The organism is Saccharospirillum sp. MSK14-1 (assembly GCF_003054965.1).
Lineage (GTDB): Bacteria > Pseudomonadota > Gammaproteobacteria > Pseudomonadales > Natronospirillaceae > Saccharospirillum.
This window is the reverse complement of record NZ_MIES01000006.1, coordinates 148,860-166,279: the sequence shown is the minus strand read 5'-3', so window position 1 is coordinate 166,279 and position 17,420 is coordinate 148,860. Positions and strand designations below refer to the sequence as shown.

Sequence of the window (17,420 nt, the reverse complement as noted above, 5' to 3'; positions counted from 1 at the left end):
TTCATTTCCTAAAAGCGGACACATCCGCGCCACCTAATCTTGAACTCCATCACATTTAGCGTTAACCGTAGATCCGCTGCAGATTTCGCGTTACGACAAGTAAAACCCTTGGTGTGCCCTGTAACCGGCCCGGCGGTAGCGTGGTTATTGTGAAGAGTCTATTGGTGAAGACGTTCTTGGTTGCGGATAGGCGTTATCGCAAGCAGGATACGCGTTCTGAAAGGATTAACGTAGTTATCTTGATGCCCTATTAACGGTACAAAGCACCGTTGTTGCGACGTATATCCAGGTATAAACCGGGATATACGTATTGGGAGCGCTGATACACGGAATAGGCGTCCATTAGGACGGTTTCTCTGGAATTGATATGAGCAATATTAAGCTTTCAACCACTCCGGGATATGAGATTTCCACAGGAATGGAGCAAAACGATGTGGCAGCGTGAAGCCAAGTTTGCGCCTGAATAAGAGGCGTAAATGACAATGAATAAGCTGTTATGTGAAAGGAGAGTATGAGTGATTAAAAAGATTGCGATCGCCAATATTAAAGGGGTTGGTGATGGCACGAGAAACGGGCTATACGAATTTGATATTCTCAAAAATAAGCCTAGTATTTTGGTCGCGCCAAATGGATTCGGTAAAAGCTCCCTAGCTACTGCTTTTAAATCTCTTAAAAGTACAAAAATAGAACTTCATAAAGATGATTTTCATCGAGGCAGAGATGATTTAGATCCGAAAATAGAAATCTCATATTCAGATGATGATGGGAATGTAGTAGTAATTTCCGCTGATAATTCCAGCAACGAAATTAGCAATGCCTTTGACTATTTTGTCATTAATAGCCAAGTTTTCGCTAAAGCCAGAAAGAATAGAATTGGAGGCCATGTCATTGCCTCTGCTTCATTAGAGATACCCCCAATTATATTATCAGGCAGCATACCAGAAAAAACCTATTTCAATTACTCGGTAAGGAATCATAAGAAAAGAATTGGGCGGAATGGAAAAGTTCTACCCAATATCCAGGGAGTTTATAAGAATGGAAAATTTATAGCTGAACTAAACAATAATCTAATTTATCTTGATAGGGCTTCAGGCCAACGCGTCCAAGAAAGAGTAGATTCATTCATCCAAAGATTGAATGGCCAAACCGGATCTCGAGAAGATCTATTAGATTGGATTGATCAAAATGAGTTGCAATTCCTAGAGGGAACAAGAAACCTTTCAAATATCGCCGATGTATGCGATTCATTTGATTTGGGTTTCACAACTTCTGCCGAGAACTATTTGGCAGCGATTCAGATGGCGTCCGACTTCAATGAGAATTCAGATGTATTTAAGAAGGCAGTAAAAAGAACCATATATGATTTTGAAAAGTCCGCCTATGAAAGGTTGTTTGATGATTTTAACTCCAGCTGGATTGATTTTAAGCCAAAAGAAAAAGATGAAAAATTGGTTGTAGAATTGCCAAAGGTTCACCAGGTTTCAAATGGCCAGAGGGATGTGATGTGCTTTATAGCACTTCTTAAAAAAGCTGAGCTTAAGCTAACTAAAAAAAGAAGCATTCTGATAGTAGATGAGGTTTTCGATTATCTTGATGATGCCAACCTTATAGCTGTTCAATATTATGTTACTCAGCTGATAGCGAAGTTTAAGGAGGATGGAAAAATGCTTTACCCCATTATCCTTACACATCTAGACCCTGCATTCTTCCGAAACTATACATTCAGCAATCAAAAGGTTTTTTATCTTGAAAGGCGAGACGCAAAGATAAACCCCAATTTGAGGAAGTTGCTTTTAAATAGAGATGATCCTGCAATTAAGGATGATGTCTCCAAATATCATTTGCATTACGAGCCAGAGCCAATAGATATTCGGCCAGCATTTGAGGCTTTAGGCTTAAAGCCAACATGGGGAGATTCATCCATTTTTGAGCAGTATGTTTTTTCTGAGTTTGATAAATATGCCGCCGATGATACTGCTTACGACCCATTTGCCGTTTGTTGCGCATTACGCAAGAAGGTTGAGAAATACGCCTATGAAAAATTGAATAGTGATGAATTAAGGTCAGAATTTCTTGCCACACATAAAACACCAAATAAGTTAAGGCTTGCTGAGAGCAAAGGTGTTGTGGTTCCAGAGTCATTCTACTTGTTGGGTATAATTTATAACGATGGAATGCATTGGAAAAACAATGAGTCAGCTATATCTGGGAAGTTGGAAAATATTATCCTTAAAAAAATGATAAAGGAACTTCTGTGACCAATTCTATAGCCTCCGTATCACATAACAAGGCGTTGCTGTCGGACAAATTTTCCGCTGCGCTCCAAATTTGCCGCAGAGCGCGGCGTTATGTGCAGCCCATCCTGGTACATTGAAGGGATATTGAATGGAAGAGTCACTTAGAGTATTGGAAGTTGCTGGCTACTTAATCGCGACTGTAGCGCTTGTTTGGCTAATAAAAATAGTAATTACCCTAAAGTCTGCAATTGAATCTCAGAAATCAGTTATTGATTCATTAACGACACACGCTGATTATGTTGGTGGTTTACAGAGCACCGTTTCAAAGCTTTATGATCCAACAGAAATAGAAAAAATAATCGACGTAAAGGTACAGTCAGAAATTTTGGAGAGAGAAGCTTCATTCAATCGATCTGAGAAAAATTCGATAGATAGTTTTAATACCTTGCTATCATACGTATCTATTTCCACAGTGTATTTATCTGATATTTCTCTAGAGGCTATTTTAAAAGGGCTAAAGGGAAAATATGATGCAGACTTTCTAGCAAAATATGCTAGGCATTGCCGTCAAGAGGTTTTGAAGGTCAGGCACGAAGAACTAGAAAAATATGAAAAAACACATAACAAGTAAAGGCAGCATCGCCCTTCGGGCTGGACACGCTAACGCGCGCCGCTGCTTTAGGCGTTAGACTTCATTGGAGAACTCCGTGGCTAATGAAATGCTTGAGGCACTAACAGGAGGGATTGGAGCAGAGGTCGGAAAGCCTGTGAGGATGTCGTTTTTTGAGAAGGAAAGATTCATAAAACAGAATGAGGCATTTCAGCAATGTGCGGCTTGGCGCAAGCAGTTAATCCTCGATGCGGCCGCGCTTTCGATATTTAATCAGTTAGTAATTCTCCCATATCACGGTGCTACAAATTTTTATACTGACTCGAAGAAGTCAGGCATAAGTCGTATACGTATGGGAACTCAACACCTTGATCGTGAATTTGTTTTAACAGCTTCAAAAGTTACACGTCAATTCTTTGCAATAACACAGGAATTTCAGATCCACGTCGAAAACTTGCATATCTCAAATATCGCTGAGTTTGTTGAATTTTGGATAGAGCGTTCTAAAGAATATGGCTAAGTCACCCTACAAAGACAGAACGCTACTGCTTAAGGAAATTTCTTCCTTTACCACTCGGAACGGCAGTTTTTTTAAGCAAAATGCCAAGCGAATGAGCGATCTTTTTGAGATGTCGGTATATAACGATGCAGTGAAATTTTATCGACGAAAAAAGTATGCAATCCGTGCGAAAAATATTATGCGAGACGGCACTTTCAAATATAAACTGTCAACTTCCGGCCTGAATGAAAACTTTTCTTACTTTATTGCTGAGAAAATAAAATCTGGAAATATGGTTGATTGTGTTGAAATTCATCATAATATAAAAGTTCAATCCAGCCACGATCCACACATATATTTTTCAGCTGACGTATCTATTGCGAAAAAAGACGGCACCTCAACCGAAAAGCAGAAAAACAATAGATCACATAGTTATATTCCAAGCAAAAAATTGATTACATTTTTCGAAGTAAAGAATATGAACCCTTTTCCAGAGGTTCTTTTTAGCTTTTCCGGGATTATCTACGAGATTAAGCCCGAATTTCTTCTTGATCCAAGTGCTTTAGGCATCGATCTTGGAAGAAAACATCTTACTCCATGTTTGGTTTTTTCTGGAGCTGGTGGTCAGCACGTGGAATCAGTCTGCGAAAAACTTGGTGAAAGATACGGTTGCAATATAATTCGTGGTCTATATGCCAACAAAGGAAAAATATACTCATATGATAAGCTCAGAACATATGATGGTTAACAAGATCAGGCACGGCGACGTCTATTACATTGCTCCATTTCGTGGCCGCGCATGCTGGCGGCGTTAGCTTCTCTTGAGGCAGGTTCATGATTCTATACAAGTACATGTCCTTCGGTGCTGCTCGAAAGGTGATTGAAACCCTGTCACTAGGATTTTCATGTCTTGAAGATTTGAACGACCCTTTTGAATGCACAGCCTTTGGTTTTGAAGATAGCGATGAGTCTATAATCGCGAAAACCGCCACGGATGCTTGTAGAACCCGTTTCTCGAGGAAATACGGTGTTTTATCGTTGACTCGTCAGCCGTTAAACGCGCTTATGTGGTCGCATTATGGAGACTCTCATCAAGGAGTAGTTCTTGGGTTCGATTGCGATTTGACGGGCTTTTCAGACCCGCAAAGCAATGTGATTCCAAGCCAGTACGGAGAGATGATCTACTCGGCTACGAAGCCGCACAACGATCTCCCCATGATTGGCGAAGATGAGCTACTGAATATTGGTGGTAGGCTCCGCTTTGACTCGAGTGCCTTCAACCTAATGAAGAGAGCTTTTCTGTATAAGTCTCTCGAGTGGGCATACGAAGATGAAGTCCGTGTTGTAAAGAATATAGAGGATATCCCCTTCGGTTATCACACTGGTGGCGGTCGCTATCGTGAATGGAATAAGGTGACTGTCTCTGGTCGACCTCTATATTGCTTTGATGTGCCGGAGAACTCACTTAAGGAAATGTACTTGGGGCGGCATTTATATCGAAATGTTACCAAAGACGGCTCTGTTACTGATGAAGAGTTGAAAGGTGTGCTCCAGTCTTGGGGGAGAAAAGATATAAAGATAATGCAATGTGAACCTGATGTTCACTCATGGAAGCTCGTTGCAAAACCATTTATAAACAAAAGCTAACCAATGGCTGTTGGCGGACGCACCTACGCTGACTCTCCAGCACGCCGCAAAGCCAGGGCGTTATGTGTAAGAGGTAGGCAATGGACGGACCGTGGTCAGAAGGACCAAAAGAATTACTTCAGCACGCTGTAGATCATATTGCACATGACGATGATTTTGACAGACGGATCGCCATGATCAGCGTTGACAATGCGGTCGAACTCATGATCAAAACGTATCTCGGTCTACCTCGACGTAAAGGCAAAGGAGGTAAACCCTCTCGGAAGCAGCTTGAAGAGGCGAGCAACTCATTTCCTATTCTTCTAGATTTACTTGAAGAATTCGCAGGTGAAAAGCTTACCGGTGTTAGTCTTGATGAAATCGAGTGGTATCACAGAATTCGGAATCAGCTCTATCACTCTGGTAATGGAATAACTGTAGAAATTGCTAGGGTGCAAACCTATTTATCTTTGGCCAAAACGTTATTTCAAAACCTTTTTAACGTTGAGCTATCTCTGATTTCAGAGAGCCAGATCCAAAAGAAACTGGGTATATTTTTGGGTAAGTGGGGCATCTTCGAGCATGAGCTTATTGGTCGAGCTAAATCTTTGAATTTACCTGATCATAGGCCCGGGGCACTGATTTTCTATAAAGCCGAGCAACCTATCAAAGAACTCTGGCAGGAAACGAAGAATTTTAGAAATATTGCGGTCCATAAGCTGGAAGCCCTTGAGGCCAAGGACTTTGACCAACCAATTGCGAATATAGATAAGCTGCGAGAGATTGCCACGAACTATGTATAACAAGGCAATGAAATTCACTCCGGCCCTTTGGGCCTGCACCAGTTAACAGGACACCCATCATAGGAAATCGTTAAGATGGTGCTCTGTTAGTTCGACAAGGTCCCTAATAAATAATGGGCGTAAGTGATAATTAATAAGTCGTTCGAATAATAAGTGTCCCAAAAAATGGAGTAATGTGATTGTCTGAGATCGAGAAATATTCAGGGTATAAAGTTTGCCATGAATTTAAAGCCAATATTAAGTGCTTTCGCCTTCATGAATATAACGATGGAGACTTCAATGAACTTTTTCATGAGCATATTCCTAAGCACAGAATTAATAGCGGCAATGCAGCTGAGTTTATGAGGGCATTGGTCATTCGTCATTCTGCACTTGGAGATCCGGAGATACTTCGTACTTACCTTAATAAACGCGGACAAAATCCAAGTGCCATTGACTTCGGAAAGGCAGTTATTGAATACCCACAGCCAGGATTAATTAGAAAGTACTTCACAAGCGGTGGGATTACTGCATGGTATGATGAGGTCATTTCTAAATCAGCCTTTAGGCCGTCGGGTAGTTAAGGTAATGCTGACATGGCCCGGTACCCTCGTGCACATAGTGCATTGGACCGTGCTATACATGGTCGGTGTTGGCGGTGTTAGGCATACAACAAAGTACGATGTATGGACGAAATAGGGAAAGTCATAAGCCGATATGATGAAGGCTACGTAGGGCAAAGCTTGCGATCTCTCGATGACCTAAATAGGTTTACCGGAACTTTTGTCAGGGATGTGGCAGAGATTTACGACTGCATTACTAGGATGCGAAACATCGACCGTAATCCTACGGGATTCAACTTGGACGATGCTCCAATCTTGGGGTTACTAACCAGAATATGGAAGTTATTAAAAGAAATAGTAATCTATTACGAACAAGACAACGCGGAAATTATAAGTATATTGGAAAGGCCATTAATCGAAGCGGCGGTCACGGCGGAATATTTGTTAATTAGTGATTTAGTCGTAATTGAGGATTACAGAAAATGCTCCTACAAAGACCGATTGAGGATACTTCGTGAACTTACGGAAGGCTCTAATTTTTTTGAGACAAAGGCAGGTAAACGACTGCTTGCGTCTATACAGGAAAAAATGGATTTAGAGGGTTTTTCAGAAGAGGATTTCAAGGAACAAAAGAGAAATAACTGGAAGCTTCAGGGAAAGTCATTTTTCGATATATTCAAGGAAATTACCAACGAGAATTTGTACAAGTACACATATGGGATGATGTCAGAGTCTATACACGGATCATGGAACGAATCTATGGATTGGTGTCTCCAAAAGAATGACGACTCTACATTCTCTGTATATCCGTTCTATCATAAGGCTGATGTGAGATACATATGTCCCACACTCAAGTTTTGCAATGAGTCCTACAGACTCTGGCTAGAGAGAATTGATTGTTTGGATGACAATATGACGGTCGTCCTCGATTGGATCGAAAGAGTTAACACTAGGATATTTATAATATTTGATCAGAAATATGATGGTCCAAATGGCTAACAAAGCCAGTCATAGGTACCAAGAGAACAGCCAAATTAATAAGTTAACGGGACACCCACCGTAGCGGCTAACAAGGCGCTTGTGTAGAAAGGTAAAGGTGGGTGTCCAGTTAATTCAGCATTCAAAAACATAAAAAAGCATTGTAGTTTTTTCCGGGCATTCGGCCCTCCACCGGGCAGCCTTAACTGCGCTTCGCTCTATCAAGGCTTCCGCTGAATTCAGCGTTAGACACAGGGGATTTTCATGGAACAACAAACGCTCTGGATTATATCCGCAATTGGCGCCGGTACCCTTATAGGCGTTTTTCACAAAATGAAGGGAGGCTTCGGCCCTGTAAATCTGCGTGCAGTAGGTATAGTGCTCATAGCATTACTGGCCTCCATCATTTCCCTTGCTAAAGCTAACGATTTAAATGCGGCTCTTGGAATACTTGGTACTATTGCCGGTTATTTATTTGGTGCCAATAGCACTACTGAAAAGAGTGCGAACGGCACCGGGTCTAGCTTGGATGCTAGCGGCTCAGAATTTGGTGACAATGCTAAGTTAGCTGGTAGAGATATTAACGAAACGGTCAATAATATCCAAAGCAAAATAGATGATATAACTAAGATAATAGGCGAAGAAAATAGCAAGATTGATAGACTGGTGGAAAGTCACTCTTCGCCATCAGTCTACTATGAGTATCTTTTGAATACTGTATTTGAGAGGGGCACCAATAAGGTCTATGTCGTTATATCTAGAGTTTTAAAAAAGTGGTCTGTTGAGGGATGGTCCTTGGTTGGGATGACGAATTTATATGATCAATCAGATGCATTGGTCTTAGTTTTTCGTCGTGAAACTGACATTAAAAATGCGGGCGAAGTACAATATTTTGGAAGTTCAGAAAGTAAACCAGAATAGAGATTTCTAGCCCGTAGCTGTTGTTGGAAGCACCGCTTTTTCGCCGCAAGATATTAGCGTTAACGGGAAACCTATGATTGGAATATTGGCTGATATAAAGGCCAAGATACCGAATTTTCTCACGATATCGATACCCTGAGACAGTTAATTAACTAGACATCCACCGCAGCGAAAACAAGTCTTAAGCGACGACCTTGCAAAGCGTTTCGTCGTGAAATGAACGGTTAGTTCGCTCGGTGCTAACCTTAAGTATTTGGTTAGCGTCATTGTCAAACTATTGGCGTGGCAAATAACTGAAGAAGTGTTAGCTAGATAGCTATTTCAATAGATGGTCACTGCAAAATCAGTTAAATGAAATTCTTGTTATCCAAAGTGCCAAAAAAGCAGTTTCGACAGCCTTCTTTAGGAGCAAATGGTGATGGATGAAGATTTAGAAAAATCAGCTTATTCAGCAAAGTCGCTCTCAGAGCGTTTTGAAAAGAAAACTCGAGAAAAACTGCAACAGCAAGCAGCTGATCAAAGAAATACTGATATTTCATTAGAGCAAGTAGCATTACAAAAGAAGTCTAATGACATCGCTAATAATGCTTACCTAGAGGCACAGAAAGCGAATGCAGGTAGCATTAAAGCTTCCCGTAAAGCGACATGGTCCAATATTATTTCGTTTTTCTCTTTAATTGTTGCTATAGCGGCATTGGTTTATACCGTTTACATAAGCCAGTAAATATCAGTTGATTAGTTAGCGAGACGACCATCTCAATAGGTACCCACTAAAACAAGTGGCTAAGATGAGTGTCCGATTGACTTTCTCGGGTAGCTTTATAGTGCAAATTTTTTCTATTAATCGAACAACGCCATCCTAAAAAGGAGTGTCAATGGAAAACAGAGTTTATTATGGAGAATACTCCCTAAAACACTGGATCACACTTGTACTAAGAAGAAACATAATACTTCCAAAGTATCAACGATATTTTGTTTGGAATGAAAATAAAGTGAAGAACTTAATTGATGCATTTAGGAGCCAACAGTTTATACCGCCAGTTACAATTGGCGCATTTAACTCCAATGGTGAAAATAAAAACCTAATTCTAGATGGACAACAAAGAGTCACAAGCATTGTATTAGCACATTTAGATTTATTTCCTGATGTTCAAACCTACAGAAAAGCCGTCGAAAAGTTTGCCAATGATAATGACGACGATGACAACGACCCTTGCGATGATGATCAACTTGACAATATCCTAGAATGGAATGTTAGTCGTTTAACTGATAGGGGGAAGAGCAAAGAGGAAATATTAAATAATATTCCAAAGAATAACTATAAATATACCACCTTAAGTTTGAGTGATGAGTTTCTTGAGAACAACTTTTTAGGATTTTCATACCTTGTACCTAAAACGTCAGACGAGAACGAACAACAACGATATTACTCTTCAGTATTCAGGAACATAAATGTTCACGGCGAACCACTACTTCCCCAGGAAAGTAGGGCTTCATTATATTTCCTAGATCAAGATCTTGTTCAGCTGTTTTCCCCCGAATTCTCAAAAAAACTATTACTAAAATCATTCAACCACGAGACAAAATCCGATTTTTTGAGGTATTTATCGTTATTATCGCAGTACCATAAAAACGGAGATGAGAAAAAGGTGGCAAGAAGTTATAAACAACGAATGGAAAGTTACTACGAAGAGTACATTTACACTGCAATAAACAATGATGACTCAGCCATTTTTGGAAGGTTTACCGACATATTCAAAGATAAAGCTTATGAAGAAAAGCTAGCCCGCCTTGAGCAGGCCTTGAACGACTTAGGGTATTTTAAAACATATAATTCTATAATTGAGATCGATACATATCTCTTTGGGTTGATTTATTACATATTATTTTTAGGCAAAACTATAAGAGTCGACAGTCCAAATGAGATAATAGAAAAACTAGACATGAAAGTAGAGGATTTCAAAAACACAACATCCCATCAGAAGAACCCTAACAACCTGGGTCACCTTAGGAATCGAATTAAAGATTCAATATCAATTTATAGGTACTTGATAACCAATGAAAAAGAATAACTTCATCTTAACTCCAATCTCGGCCATGCTTGATGACGTAGCCTCGGCCACAATAGGCACAAGCAGCGGTATTGAGACGTTTCCTCTGTGCGATTATGTTATGCAATCAGTTTTTTTGAAGATGACGGGAGCACTAGAACAAAAGATGAAGGCTATTAGCTGGGAGATGGCGACCAATGACTATGAATACCGGTACGACAGGTACTATAAACATCCTCTAGGTGAATGTTCTAGTTATCAAGAAAAGAAGGAAATATACAAAGATCTAGTCGAACAAATTTGCAGGGTGAAAAACAAATATTACGATCCAACCTCAATTGATAAATTGCTAGTTTTAGAAAATACCACTAAGAAAATAGAAGGTTTATTTTCAGGTTCAAGCTTGATGATTTGGGCCCAGCGAAGCTTTAATGAGTATCGAGATATATGGGCGACTATAACCGAAAAGCACTTTATTCATGACGCATATAACTTGCTTACTAATGGTAGTAATTTGCCCAATCAAACGGATTCAGGAAAGTCGCTTGTCGACATATACAATAAGCATCTATATCGGCATAGAAATAGGGTTGCCCACAACACATTTTCTTACCAACAAAACTTACCTACATTAGATACTTTAGTGAACATAGACCATAAGTATGATAACTACTTTATCTATTTTTCCATGCTAATGTTAATGGATGAAGTTTTTATTAAACTATTTGATGAATACCTATATTCACTTGAGTATCATTAATACCTGATTCATCCAATAGGTCAGGAATACTAGGACAGCCACTATAATGAACTGCTAAAATACACACCCCGTAAGCCAGATACTTAACAAAAATAGTACAGCCTATGTGGCCGTCCAGATTAAGAATAGATGCTACGCAAATTACCCAGACACCCACCCTAAAAAATCATTAAGATAGGTGCCCAAGTCATCCCCCCTCCTGCCTCTCACCCCCACTAATAAATAAACACCGCCCCTGTAGCTACCTGGCTATTATCCTCCGGGTCGCCATCAAAACCGGTGGCGTTGCTGTCTTCTCGGTTCATGCCTACCGTCAAGGCATTGCTCTCACCTGCGAGTTCAACCGCGTTGTAACCAAATAAGTCACTACTTGATTGGCGGGCGCTGGGTTTTACAAAAGCGAGCAAGCGCCAGTCGGTTTCGCTGAACCGTTTATACACATACACCGCACCGGCATCATCAAGTGCATTGTCGTCCGCCGGTATTTCGTGGCTGCGTTTCAGGCCGATGGTACCGCCTTGCTCGCTAGTTCCCGCCACTGCCAATAAGTCGCCGTTGTTATTCAGGCTCACGGCCTGCCCAAAGCCGTCTCCCTCATCGGCGTTGCTGGCTTTCAGGAAGGCGGTTTGTTGCCAGTCTGTTGCGCCTTTCTCAAAAACATAGACCGCACCGCTGCTTGGTAACGAGTTGCTGTGTTGGTCGTCGTTGGGGGCGCTGCTCTCATTCTGGGCACCGACTACCAATCGATCACCCGCCTGGTTCAGGCTGACGGAATTTCCAAACCGATCTACCGCGTTTGTGTTGCTGGCTTTCAGGTAGTGGCTTTGTTGCCAGGTGGTGTTTGTCAGCTCAAAGAGATAAACCGCGCCGGCCATTGGCGCACCGTTATTGGTTGGGTCGGGCTCGGTATCGGTGTTGCGGGCATTGCTGGCTTCGACTGGGGCAGCCACTGCCAATATGTTGCCCGGGCCGTTCAGGCTGATGGAGGAACCGAAGAAATCACCGGCGTCGGTGTTGCTGGCTTTCAGGTAGGCGGTTTGGAGCCAGGCTTCACCCTGGCGGTCGAAGATGTACACGGCGCCAGCTTGCGGGGCGTCGTTATTGGTTGGGTCCTGTTGTGGGTCGGTATTGCGGCTGTTGCTGCCTTCATTGTCGGCACTTACCGCCACGCGGTTGCCTGCATCGTTCAGGCGTACTCGAACGCCGAACCTGTCACCAATTTCTGCGTTGCTGGCCACCACTTCTGCTTGCTGACGCCACTGGCCGTTTTCACGCACAAAGAAGTAAACCCTGCCTGGTGAGTTTATATCACCGTAATAAGGTGCTGCCCCCACGGCCAATACATCCCCCGCCGCGTTGAAGCTCACGGACTGACCAAACCCCTCGTTTGCGGCCGCATTGTTGGCTTTAATGTACGCCTCTTGCACCCAGCGTCCGTTGACGCGGTTAAACACATACACCGCGCCCGAATAAAGCAGGCTGTTGTCGTGTTCATCGGGCTTGCTGGTTTGAATGGGCACAAAGCGTCCGTGTTCTCCGGTGGCGCCCACCACCAGGCGGTTACCGGCATCGTTTAGGCTGACGGAGCCGCCAAACTGACCCGCACCCTCAGTTACGTACCCTGACGCTTTCAACGCTTTTAAGGGTTTCAGGTAGCCAATGCCCTCGGCCAGGTGGCCGGTCACGGGCAGGGGGGCCGAGTCGGTGCAGCCGGCTGCGTTGCAGCTTTGTACGATGTAATTGGCGTTCAGGCGCAGGTGCAAGGGAACATCCAGCCGGTGGGTGTAGTGGCCAAATGGCGGTGCGTTGGTTGGGGTGTCGTTCTGAAGGGGTGGCTCAGGCCGCGTCAGTTCGGCAACGGGGGTGTAGCCCGCCTCGCCATCGGGGTTTTCCAGCAGGCGGTAATGGGTGGCCCCGGGCACGCCTTGCCACCGGAACTGGAAGCTGGGGCCAGCCACGGGGGTGAGTTGAGCGGTAGTGACGGCCGCTGGCGGTTCGTGCTGGCAGGCAGTGAGCACCGCGCTGGCGGTCAGTAATACCAGGGTGGCGCGCAGGGGTGGGGTTATCCGTTTCATCGTTGTTCTCCTTTTTTTTGCACGCATCAATACAGGTACACGGCGCCGGAAAGGGCGCCAAACCATTCAATAGTATGAGGGTCTGCCATCACGCCGGCAGCGCGGCTGGGGTCTCTTGGCGTGCCTATCGCCACGCGTTGCCCACTGGCATCCAGAGCGACGCTCATGCCGAAATAGCTGAGGATGTAGGGGTTGCTGGCCTTTAATTGGCTGCTCAGGCGCCATTGGCCATGTTGGCGGGTGTACCAATAGGCGCTGCCGGCGTGTGGCGCGCGGCTGTCCAGCTCAGCGCCGGGCGTGTGAATGCCCAGGCGATAACTGCTTTCCCCTGGGTCACCCACCACCAGTTGGGTGCCTGCCGCGTTCAGTTGCAGCGAGGTACCAAAGGCGGAGTTGTCCGTTGGGGCGGTAATGGGCGGTTGTGGCGCCCAGTGGTCACCCAGCCGGTTGAAAACATGCACGGCTTGGCTTGCATCACCGGGTTTGAATGAACCCAAAAAACCGCTTTCCTGCCGAACACTTCCATTGGCCCCAATTGCCACCACCGTGCCCCGTTGGTTGATGCTGATGGCCGTGCCAAAGAATGCTTCGGCCTGCGGCGCATCCGCTTTTAAATAGGCCTGTTGCTGCCATTCGTTGTTGGCTTCGGTCCATATATAAACGGCCCCGGCGTTTTCGGCGTCGTTGTTCGTTGGGGTGTTTTTAATGCGGCTGCGTTCACCCGGTGCGCCAATGGCGAGTACGTCACCAACGTCGTTCCAGGCCAGGGCGGCGCCAAAGCGGTCGCCCGTCTCAGCGTTACTGGCTTTCAGACGTTGTTGGTGTTGCCACAGGCCCTGGGGGTTTTCGGTGAATACATAAACGGCCCCGGCGTTGGGGGCGGTGTCGTCGTCGGGCGTGTTTGCTGTGGGGCTGGCTTCGCCGGGGGCGCCCACCGCCAGGCGGTTGCCGGCATCGTTCAGTTGCAGGGCGTAACCGAAATGGTCGTTGGTGCCCGGGTTGTCGGCTTTTATAAAGGTGTGCTGGCGAACGTCGCCGTTGTTATTGCGGAACAGGTACACCGCGCCCGACTTCCCTGCATCGTTATTTTCCTGGTCGACCGGGTTGGCATTTATGGTGGCGTTGCTGCCTTCGTAGCGGGCGCCCACCGCTAATACGGAGCCGTCGGCGTTCAGGCTGAGGGCAAAGCCAAATTCATCGCTATATCCGGTATTGCTGGCCTTGATATAAGCCTCTTGTTGCCACCCCGTTGGCCGGTGTTTGAACAGATAGACAGCCCCGGCGTTGCTACTGGCATCGTTGTTATCCGTTTGGTCGGGTGAATTATCGGTACCGCGTGCGCGGCTGCTTTCACCGGGGGCACCGACGGCCAGCCATTGGCCATCGGCACTGAGGCTGAGGGCAAAGCCGAAATAATTCAGGATGTAAGGGTTGCTCGCCTTCACATAGCCCACGGCTTCTGCCAGGTGGGTATTCACCGCCGCGGCGGCGCTGTCGCGGCAGCCGCTGTGGTTGCAACTTTGGACGATGTATTGGGCGTTCAGGCGTTGGTGCAGTGGTACTTCCAGGGTGACGCTGTGGCGGATTGGGTCTGCCTCGGTGCGCGAAACGCGGGCGGGAATGTTGTCGCGAAGCAGCGTAAAACCCGATTGGCCATCGGGGTTTTCCAGCAGGCGGTAGTAGTTGGCGCCCAATGCGCCTTGCCACTCCACGCGCAGCTGTTTAATGGGTTCGAAGGTCAATTCAATGTCGTTCGCGGCCATCGGCGGGCCGCCGCCACAGGCGGAGATTAACCCGGCAAGGGTTAACGGCAGCAGCAGTTGTAGCAGGGGTTTTAAGGTGGGTTTTTGAGAGCGAACAAGAAAGGGCAGATAACCCAACGGGTGAGCCATGGCGGCACTCCTTTGCAGCCGGGTCGTTTGGCTGACACTCCTTGTGTACAGCCTGCCGAAAGAACAAGACGACCCGCAGTAAACGGCATGGGGGTTATGGTAATGGCAGGCACGCCATCGGCGGCGTTTGAAGAACCGTTGTATTTTCCCTGCAAAACGATGACTGGTTCTCAGCTTTGAGAAAAGGTTGGGGTTTGGGGGAAAACTGGACGCCCTATAGCGAAATCACGTTCAAATCCGATGGGCCTGGTGTAAGTTTTAATGGCTACCTGAACAGTTATTTTGTTCGATGCTGATTATGAGTGCCTTCGCAGTGTTCTTCTGGAATATCAGATGGGGGAATCACTGAAGAAGATCAGTTGGTATGTTCTGGGTCGGTTTTTGAGTCAAAGTACTGAGGCCCTACGCCATAGACAAGCATATAGGACACTTACCTTAAACCACTACTCGCAATAATGGGTGTACAAGCAGCGCCATTGCGTTACTAGCCATAGGTGCGGGCGTTAGGATCAGATAGAGGGAACTTAAATGCGACCCAATGACGAACAAAAATTAGAGATTCTTAAAGTTGAAATGAGCCTTATCCAGGGTGTATTCGACAAGTATGATGATCTCATATTTAGGAATAGAAATTGGTTTATAACGATATGGGCTGGCGCAATAGGATTGGCATTTACCGTTAAAGATCCTCGAATCACATATTTGGCTGTGCTGGCTGCCGGGCTTTACTGGAGCCTTGAGGGAATGATGCGTCATCAATATTGGTATAAATATGTTATTCGCTATCGATCTATACGAGAGTGGCTTAACAACTCTGAAGAAGAAGAGATTTCTATTTACGATTTAACTAATCACTATGGAAAACGAGCTGAAAAATGGGAGCGTTTCCATAACTCTTTCTTTAAGCTTGAGCCAACATTACTTGGGATTATCATGGTAGCTAGCGCGTTAATAGCTCTAAAATTTGTGCCAGTGGATGGTTAGTTGGACATTAACTAAAGTGGTAGTAGTTAGCTGGACACCCATCGTAGCGAAACACATCTAACACGATTGCGTTGCAAAGCATTTCAGCCGCGATATGAACGGTCAATTCGTTCGGTGTTAATTTCAAATAGTTAGGCAGCACCGTTGCCAATTCTCAGGCATGGCCATCCACTGAAGAAGGTCAATCGGTGGGTGTTTCGAGGGAGGTTTTTATTGAGCCAAAAGCACTGAGGCCGAACCGATCTTGAACTGAACCCTCTCTCCCGCGTTCGCTTTGCCACCAACGACGCACACAATCTGACAAGCCGTGGACCCTCACCGTCGTGGACCCTCACCCCGAACGGCGCTGACCTTTCTAACCGATTTGTCCTAACACTGGTTGTGCGGTGGATTTGGCGTTAAAGTTAATGAGAATATGTATCATTAATATTTACGCATCGCGCCACCAAAGGACATTCCCATGACCCGACGTCTTATCTGGCTGCTTGGCATGACAGCGCTGAGCCTGAGCCCCATCGCTTTCGCAGACACCGACTATCCGTTAACTCTGAACAGCAAATTCGGCACCACCGTGATTCCCGCCCAACCGCAGCGCGTCGCCTCGCTCGATTACGCCGGTGGCGATAATCTGCTGGCGCTGGGTTATCAGCCGCTGACCGTTCGAGGCTGGTTTGGCGAGTACGACAACACCTACTGGCCCTGGGCACAGCCGCTGGTGACTACCGAGCCACAGGTATTGCGGGGTGATCTGAACTTCGAGCAAATCGCCGCCACCGAACCGGACGTCATCATGGCCATCCGCTCGGGCATCACCGATCAGGAATTCGAGCAACTGAGCAAGATTGCGCCGGTCGTGGCCGTGCCGCCGGGTGAAGGCGATTACTCCCTGACCTGGGACGAACGCGCCCGCCTGGTTGGCCGGGTGCTGAATCAGTCGGACGAGGTGGAGCGCCGCATCGCTCAGGTGCGCGCCAAGCTCGACACCGTCGTCAGCGAACACCCGGATTGGCAAGGCAAGACGTTCGCCATGGGTACCTATTGGAACAACAGCGTCGGCATCTATTCGGGCGACGACACCAGCGTTGCCTTTATTGCTGCCATGGGGCTGACCGTGGCACCGGAAGTCGACGCCATGACCGAGCCGGGTGAGTTCTACATCACCCTGTCGGAGGAAGAACTGCCGCGCGTCGATGCCGATGTTCTGTTCTGGTACACCTCGCCGGAATCGCGTGCTGAGATCGAGCAATTGCCATTGCGGCCACAACTGCGCGCCTATCAGGAAGGCCGCGAAGTGTTCCTGCCCGATACCTCCGAGCATAACGGCGCGCTGTCGTACGGCACGCTGTTGAGTCTGTCGCGTGCGGTCGACCTGCTGGTGCCGCTGATCGAAGCCGCCATCGATGGCGACCCGAATACTGTTGTCCCGGAAGTGGAGTAAACCT

Annotated in this window: 16 protein-coding genes; 14 read left to right on the top strand and 2 right to left on the bottom strand. The window is 45.9% G+C overall.

The genetic code is table 11. The features are described 5' to 3' along the window. The first annotated feature begins 515 nt into the window (after positions 1-515). From BGP77_RS02240 to BGP77_RS02190, 12 genes are all read left to right on the top strand, one after another. Positions 516-2,258, top strand: coding sequence for an ABC transporter ATP-binding protein (locus BGP77_RS02240; RefSeq protein WP_108163114.1), 1,743 nt, complete (start codon positions 516-518; stop codon positions 2,256-2,258). A gap of 127 nt (positions 2,259-2,385) precedes the next feature. Beyond that, entirely contained in the window at positions 2,386-2,868 is a 483-nt protein-coding gene (locus BGP77_RS02235) for a hypothetical protein (protein WP_108163113.1), read from the top strand. Positions 2,869-2,944: 76 nt separating this feature from the next. Next, entirely contained in the window at positions 2,945-3,367 is a 423-nt protein-coding gene (locus BGP77_RS02230) for a hypothetical protein (protein ID WP_108163112.1), read from the top strand. Further along, a complete protein-coding gene (locus BGP77_RS02225; RefSeq protein ID WP_108163111.1) occupies positions 3,360-4,094 on the top strand; it encodes a hypothetical protein in 735 nt (244 codons plus the stop codon). The genes BGP77_RS02230 and BGP77_RS02225 overlap by 8 nt, the downstream gene beginning before the upstream one ends. Positions 4,095-4,180: 86 nt before the next feature. After that, the gene (locus BGP77_RS02220) at positions 4,181-4,993 is read left to right on the top strand and encodes a DUF2971 domain-containing protein (protein WP_108163110.1); all 813 of its coding nucleotides are present in this window, start codon (positions 4,181-4,183) and stop codon (positions 4,991-4,993) included. Between the two features lie 80 nt (positions 4,994-5,073). Continuing rightward, the gene (locus BGP77_RS02215) at positions 5,074-5,775 is read left to right on the top strand and encodes a hypothetical protein (protein ID WP_108163109.1); all 702 of its coding nucleotides are present in this window, start codon (positions 5,074-5,076) and stop codon (positions 5,773-5,775) included. Between the two features lie 179 nt (positions 5,776-5,954). Next, positions 5,955-6,338: a hypothetical protein gene (locus tag BGP77_RS17870; RefSeq protein WP_146171163.1), complete on the top strand. Its 384-nt coding sequence runs from the start codon at positions 5,955-5,957 to the stop codon at positions 6,336-6,338. 102 nt (positions 6,339-6,440) lie between these two features. Beyond that, complete coding sequence (locus tag BGP77_RS02210) at positions 6,441-7,316, top strand: DUF5677 domain-containing protein (protein ID WP_108163108.1); 876 nt, start codon at positions 6,441-6,443, stop codon at positions 7,314-7,316. Between the two features lie 243 nt (positions 7,317-7,559). Next, the gene (locus BGP77_RS02205; protein ID WP_108163107.1) at positions 7,560-8,216 is read left to right on the top strand and encodes a hypothetical protein; all 657 of its coding nucleotides are present in this window, start codon (positions 7,560-7,562) and stop codon (positions 8,214-8,216) included. Positions 8,217-8,634: 418 nt separating this feature from the next. Further along, positions 8,635-8,940, top strand: a complete 306-nt coding sequence (locus tag BGP77_RS02200) for a hypothetical protein (RefSeq protein WP_108163106.1) — start codon at positions 8,635-8,637, stop codon at positions 8,938-8,940. A 151-nt stretch (positions 8,941-9,091) separates the two neighbouring features. Next, positions 9,092-10,288, top strand: coding sequence for a DUF262 domain-containing protein (locus BGP77_RS02195; RefSeq protein WP_108163105.1), 1,197 nt, complete (start codon positions 9,092-9,094; stop codon positions 10,286-10,288). Then, positions 10,275-11,027: a hypothetical protein gene (locus BGP77_RS02190; RefSeq protein WP_108163104.1), complete on the top strand. Its 753-nt coding sequence runs from the start codon at positions 10,275-10,277 to the stop codon at positions 11,025-11,027. The genes BGP77_RS02195 and BGP77_RS02190 overlap by 14 nt, the downstream gene beginning before the upstream one ends. A gap of 215 nt (positions 11,028-11,242) precedes the next feature. Here the strand turns inward: BGP77_RS02190 and BGP77_RS02185 are convergent, their stop codons facing one another. Beyond that, the gene (locus BGP77_RS02185; RefSeq protein WP_158269245.1) at positions 11,243-13,102 is read right to left on the bottom strand and encodes a hypothetical protein; all 1,860 of its coding nucleotides are present in this window, start codon (positions 13,100-13,102) and stop codon (positions 11,243-11,245) included. 26 nt (positions 13,103-13,128) lie between these two features. Next, positions 13,129-14,994 (bottom strand): FG-GAP repeat protein, encoded by a 1,866-nt coding sequence (locus BGP77_RS02180; RefSeq protein ID WP_108163102.1) that lies wholly within the window; start codon positions 14,992-14,994, stop codon positions 13,129-13,131. Positions 14,995-15,522: 528 nt separating this feature from the next. Between BGP77_RS02180 and BGP77_RS02175 the strand changes: the two genes are divergently transcribed. Continuing rightward, complete coding sequence (locus tag BGP77_RS02175) at positions 15,523-15,978, top strand: hypothetical protein (RefSeq protein ID WP_108163101.1); 456 nt, start codon at positions 15,523-15,525, stop codon at positions 15,976-15,978. A 460-nt stretch (positions 15,979-16,438) separates the two neighbouring features. After that, complete coding sequence (locus BGP77_RS02170) at positions 16,439-17,416, top strand: iron-siderophore ABC transporter substrate-binding protein (protein ID WP_108163100.1); 978 nt, start codon at positions 16,439-16,441, stop codon at positions 17,414-17,416. Positions 17,417-17,420: the final 4 nt, after the last annotated feature.

What these genes read in the sequence shown, in the direction of transcription:
- BGP77_RS02235 (WP_108163113.1), top strand. Translation starts at nt 2,386, where the DNA reads ATGGAAGAGTCACTTAGAGTATTGGAAGTTGCTGGCTACTTAATCGCG.
- BGP77_RS02225 (WP_108163111.1), top strand. Translation starts at nt 3,360, where the DNA reads ATGGCTAAGTCACCCTACAAAGACAGAACGCTACTGCTTAAGGAAATT.
- BGP77_RS02220 (WP_108163110.1), top strand. Translation starts at nt 4,181, where the DNA reads ATGATTCTATACAAGTACATGTCCTTCGGTGCTGCTCGAAAGGTGATT.
- BGP77_RS02215 (WP_108163109.1), top strand. Translation starts at nt 5,074, where the DNA reads ATGGACGGACCGTGGTCAGAAGGACCAAAAGAATTACTTCAGCACGCT.
- BGP77_RS02210 (WP_108163108.1), top strand. Translation starts at nt 6,441, where the DNA reads ATGGACGAAATAGGGAAAGTCATAAGCCGATATGATGAAGGCTACGTA.
- BGP77_RS02205 (WP_108163107.1), top strand. Translation starts at nt 7,560, where the DNA reads ATGGAACAACAAACGCTCTGGATTATATCCGCAATTGGCGCCGGTACC.
- BGP77_RS02200 (WP_108163106.1), top strand. Translation starts at nt 8,635, where the DNA reads ATGGATGAAGATTTAGAAAAATCAGCTTATTCAGCAAAGTCGCTCTCA.
- BGP77_RS02195 (WP_108163105.1), top strand. Translation starts at nt 9,092, where the DNA reads ATGGAAAACAGAGTTTATTATGGAGAATACTCCCTAAAACACTGGATC.
- BGP77_RS02190 (WP_108163104.1), top strand. Translation starts at nt 10,275, where the DNA reads ATGAAAAAGAATAACTTCATCTTAACTCCAATCTCGGCCATGCTTGAT.
- BGP77_RS02185 (WP_158269245.1), bottom strand. Translation starts at nt 13,102, where the DNA reads ATGAAACGGATAACCCCACCCCTGCGCGCCACCCTGGTATTACTGACC.
- BGP77_RS02180 (WP_108163102.1), bottom strand. Translation starts at nt 14,994, where the DNA reads ATGGCTCACCCGTTGGGTTATCTGCCCTTTCTTGTTCGCTCTCAAAAA.
- BGP77_RS02175 (WP_108163101.1), top strand. Translation starts at nt 15,523, where the DNA reads ATGCGACCCAATGACGAACAAAAATTAGAGATTCTTAAAGTTGAAATG.
- BGP77_RS02170 (WP_108163100.1), top strand. Translation starts at nt 16,439, where the DNA reads ATGACCCGACGTCTTATCTGGCTGCTTGGCATGACAGCGCTGAGCCTG.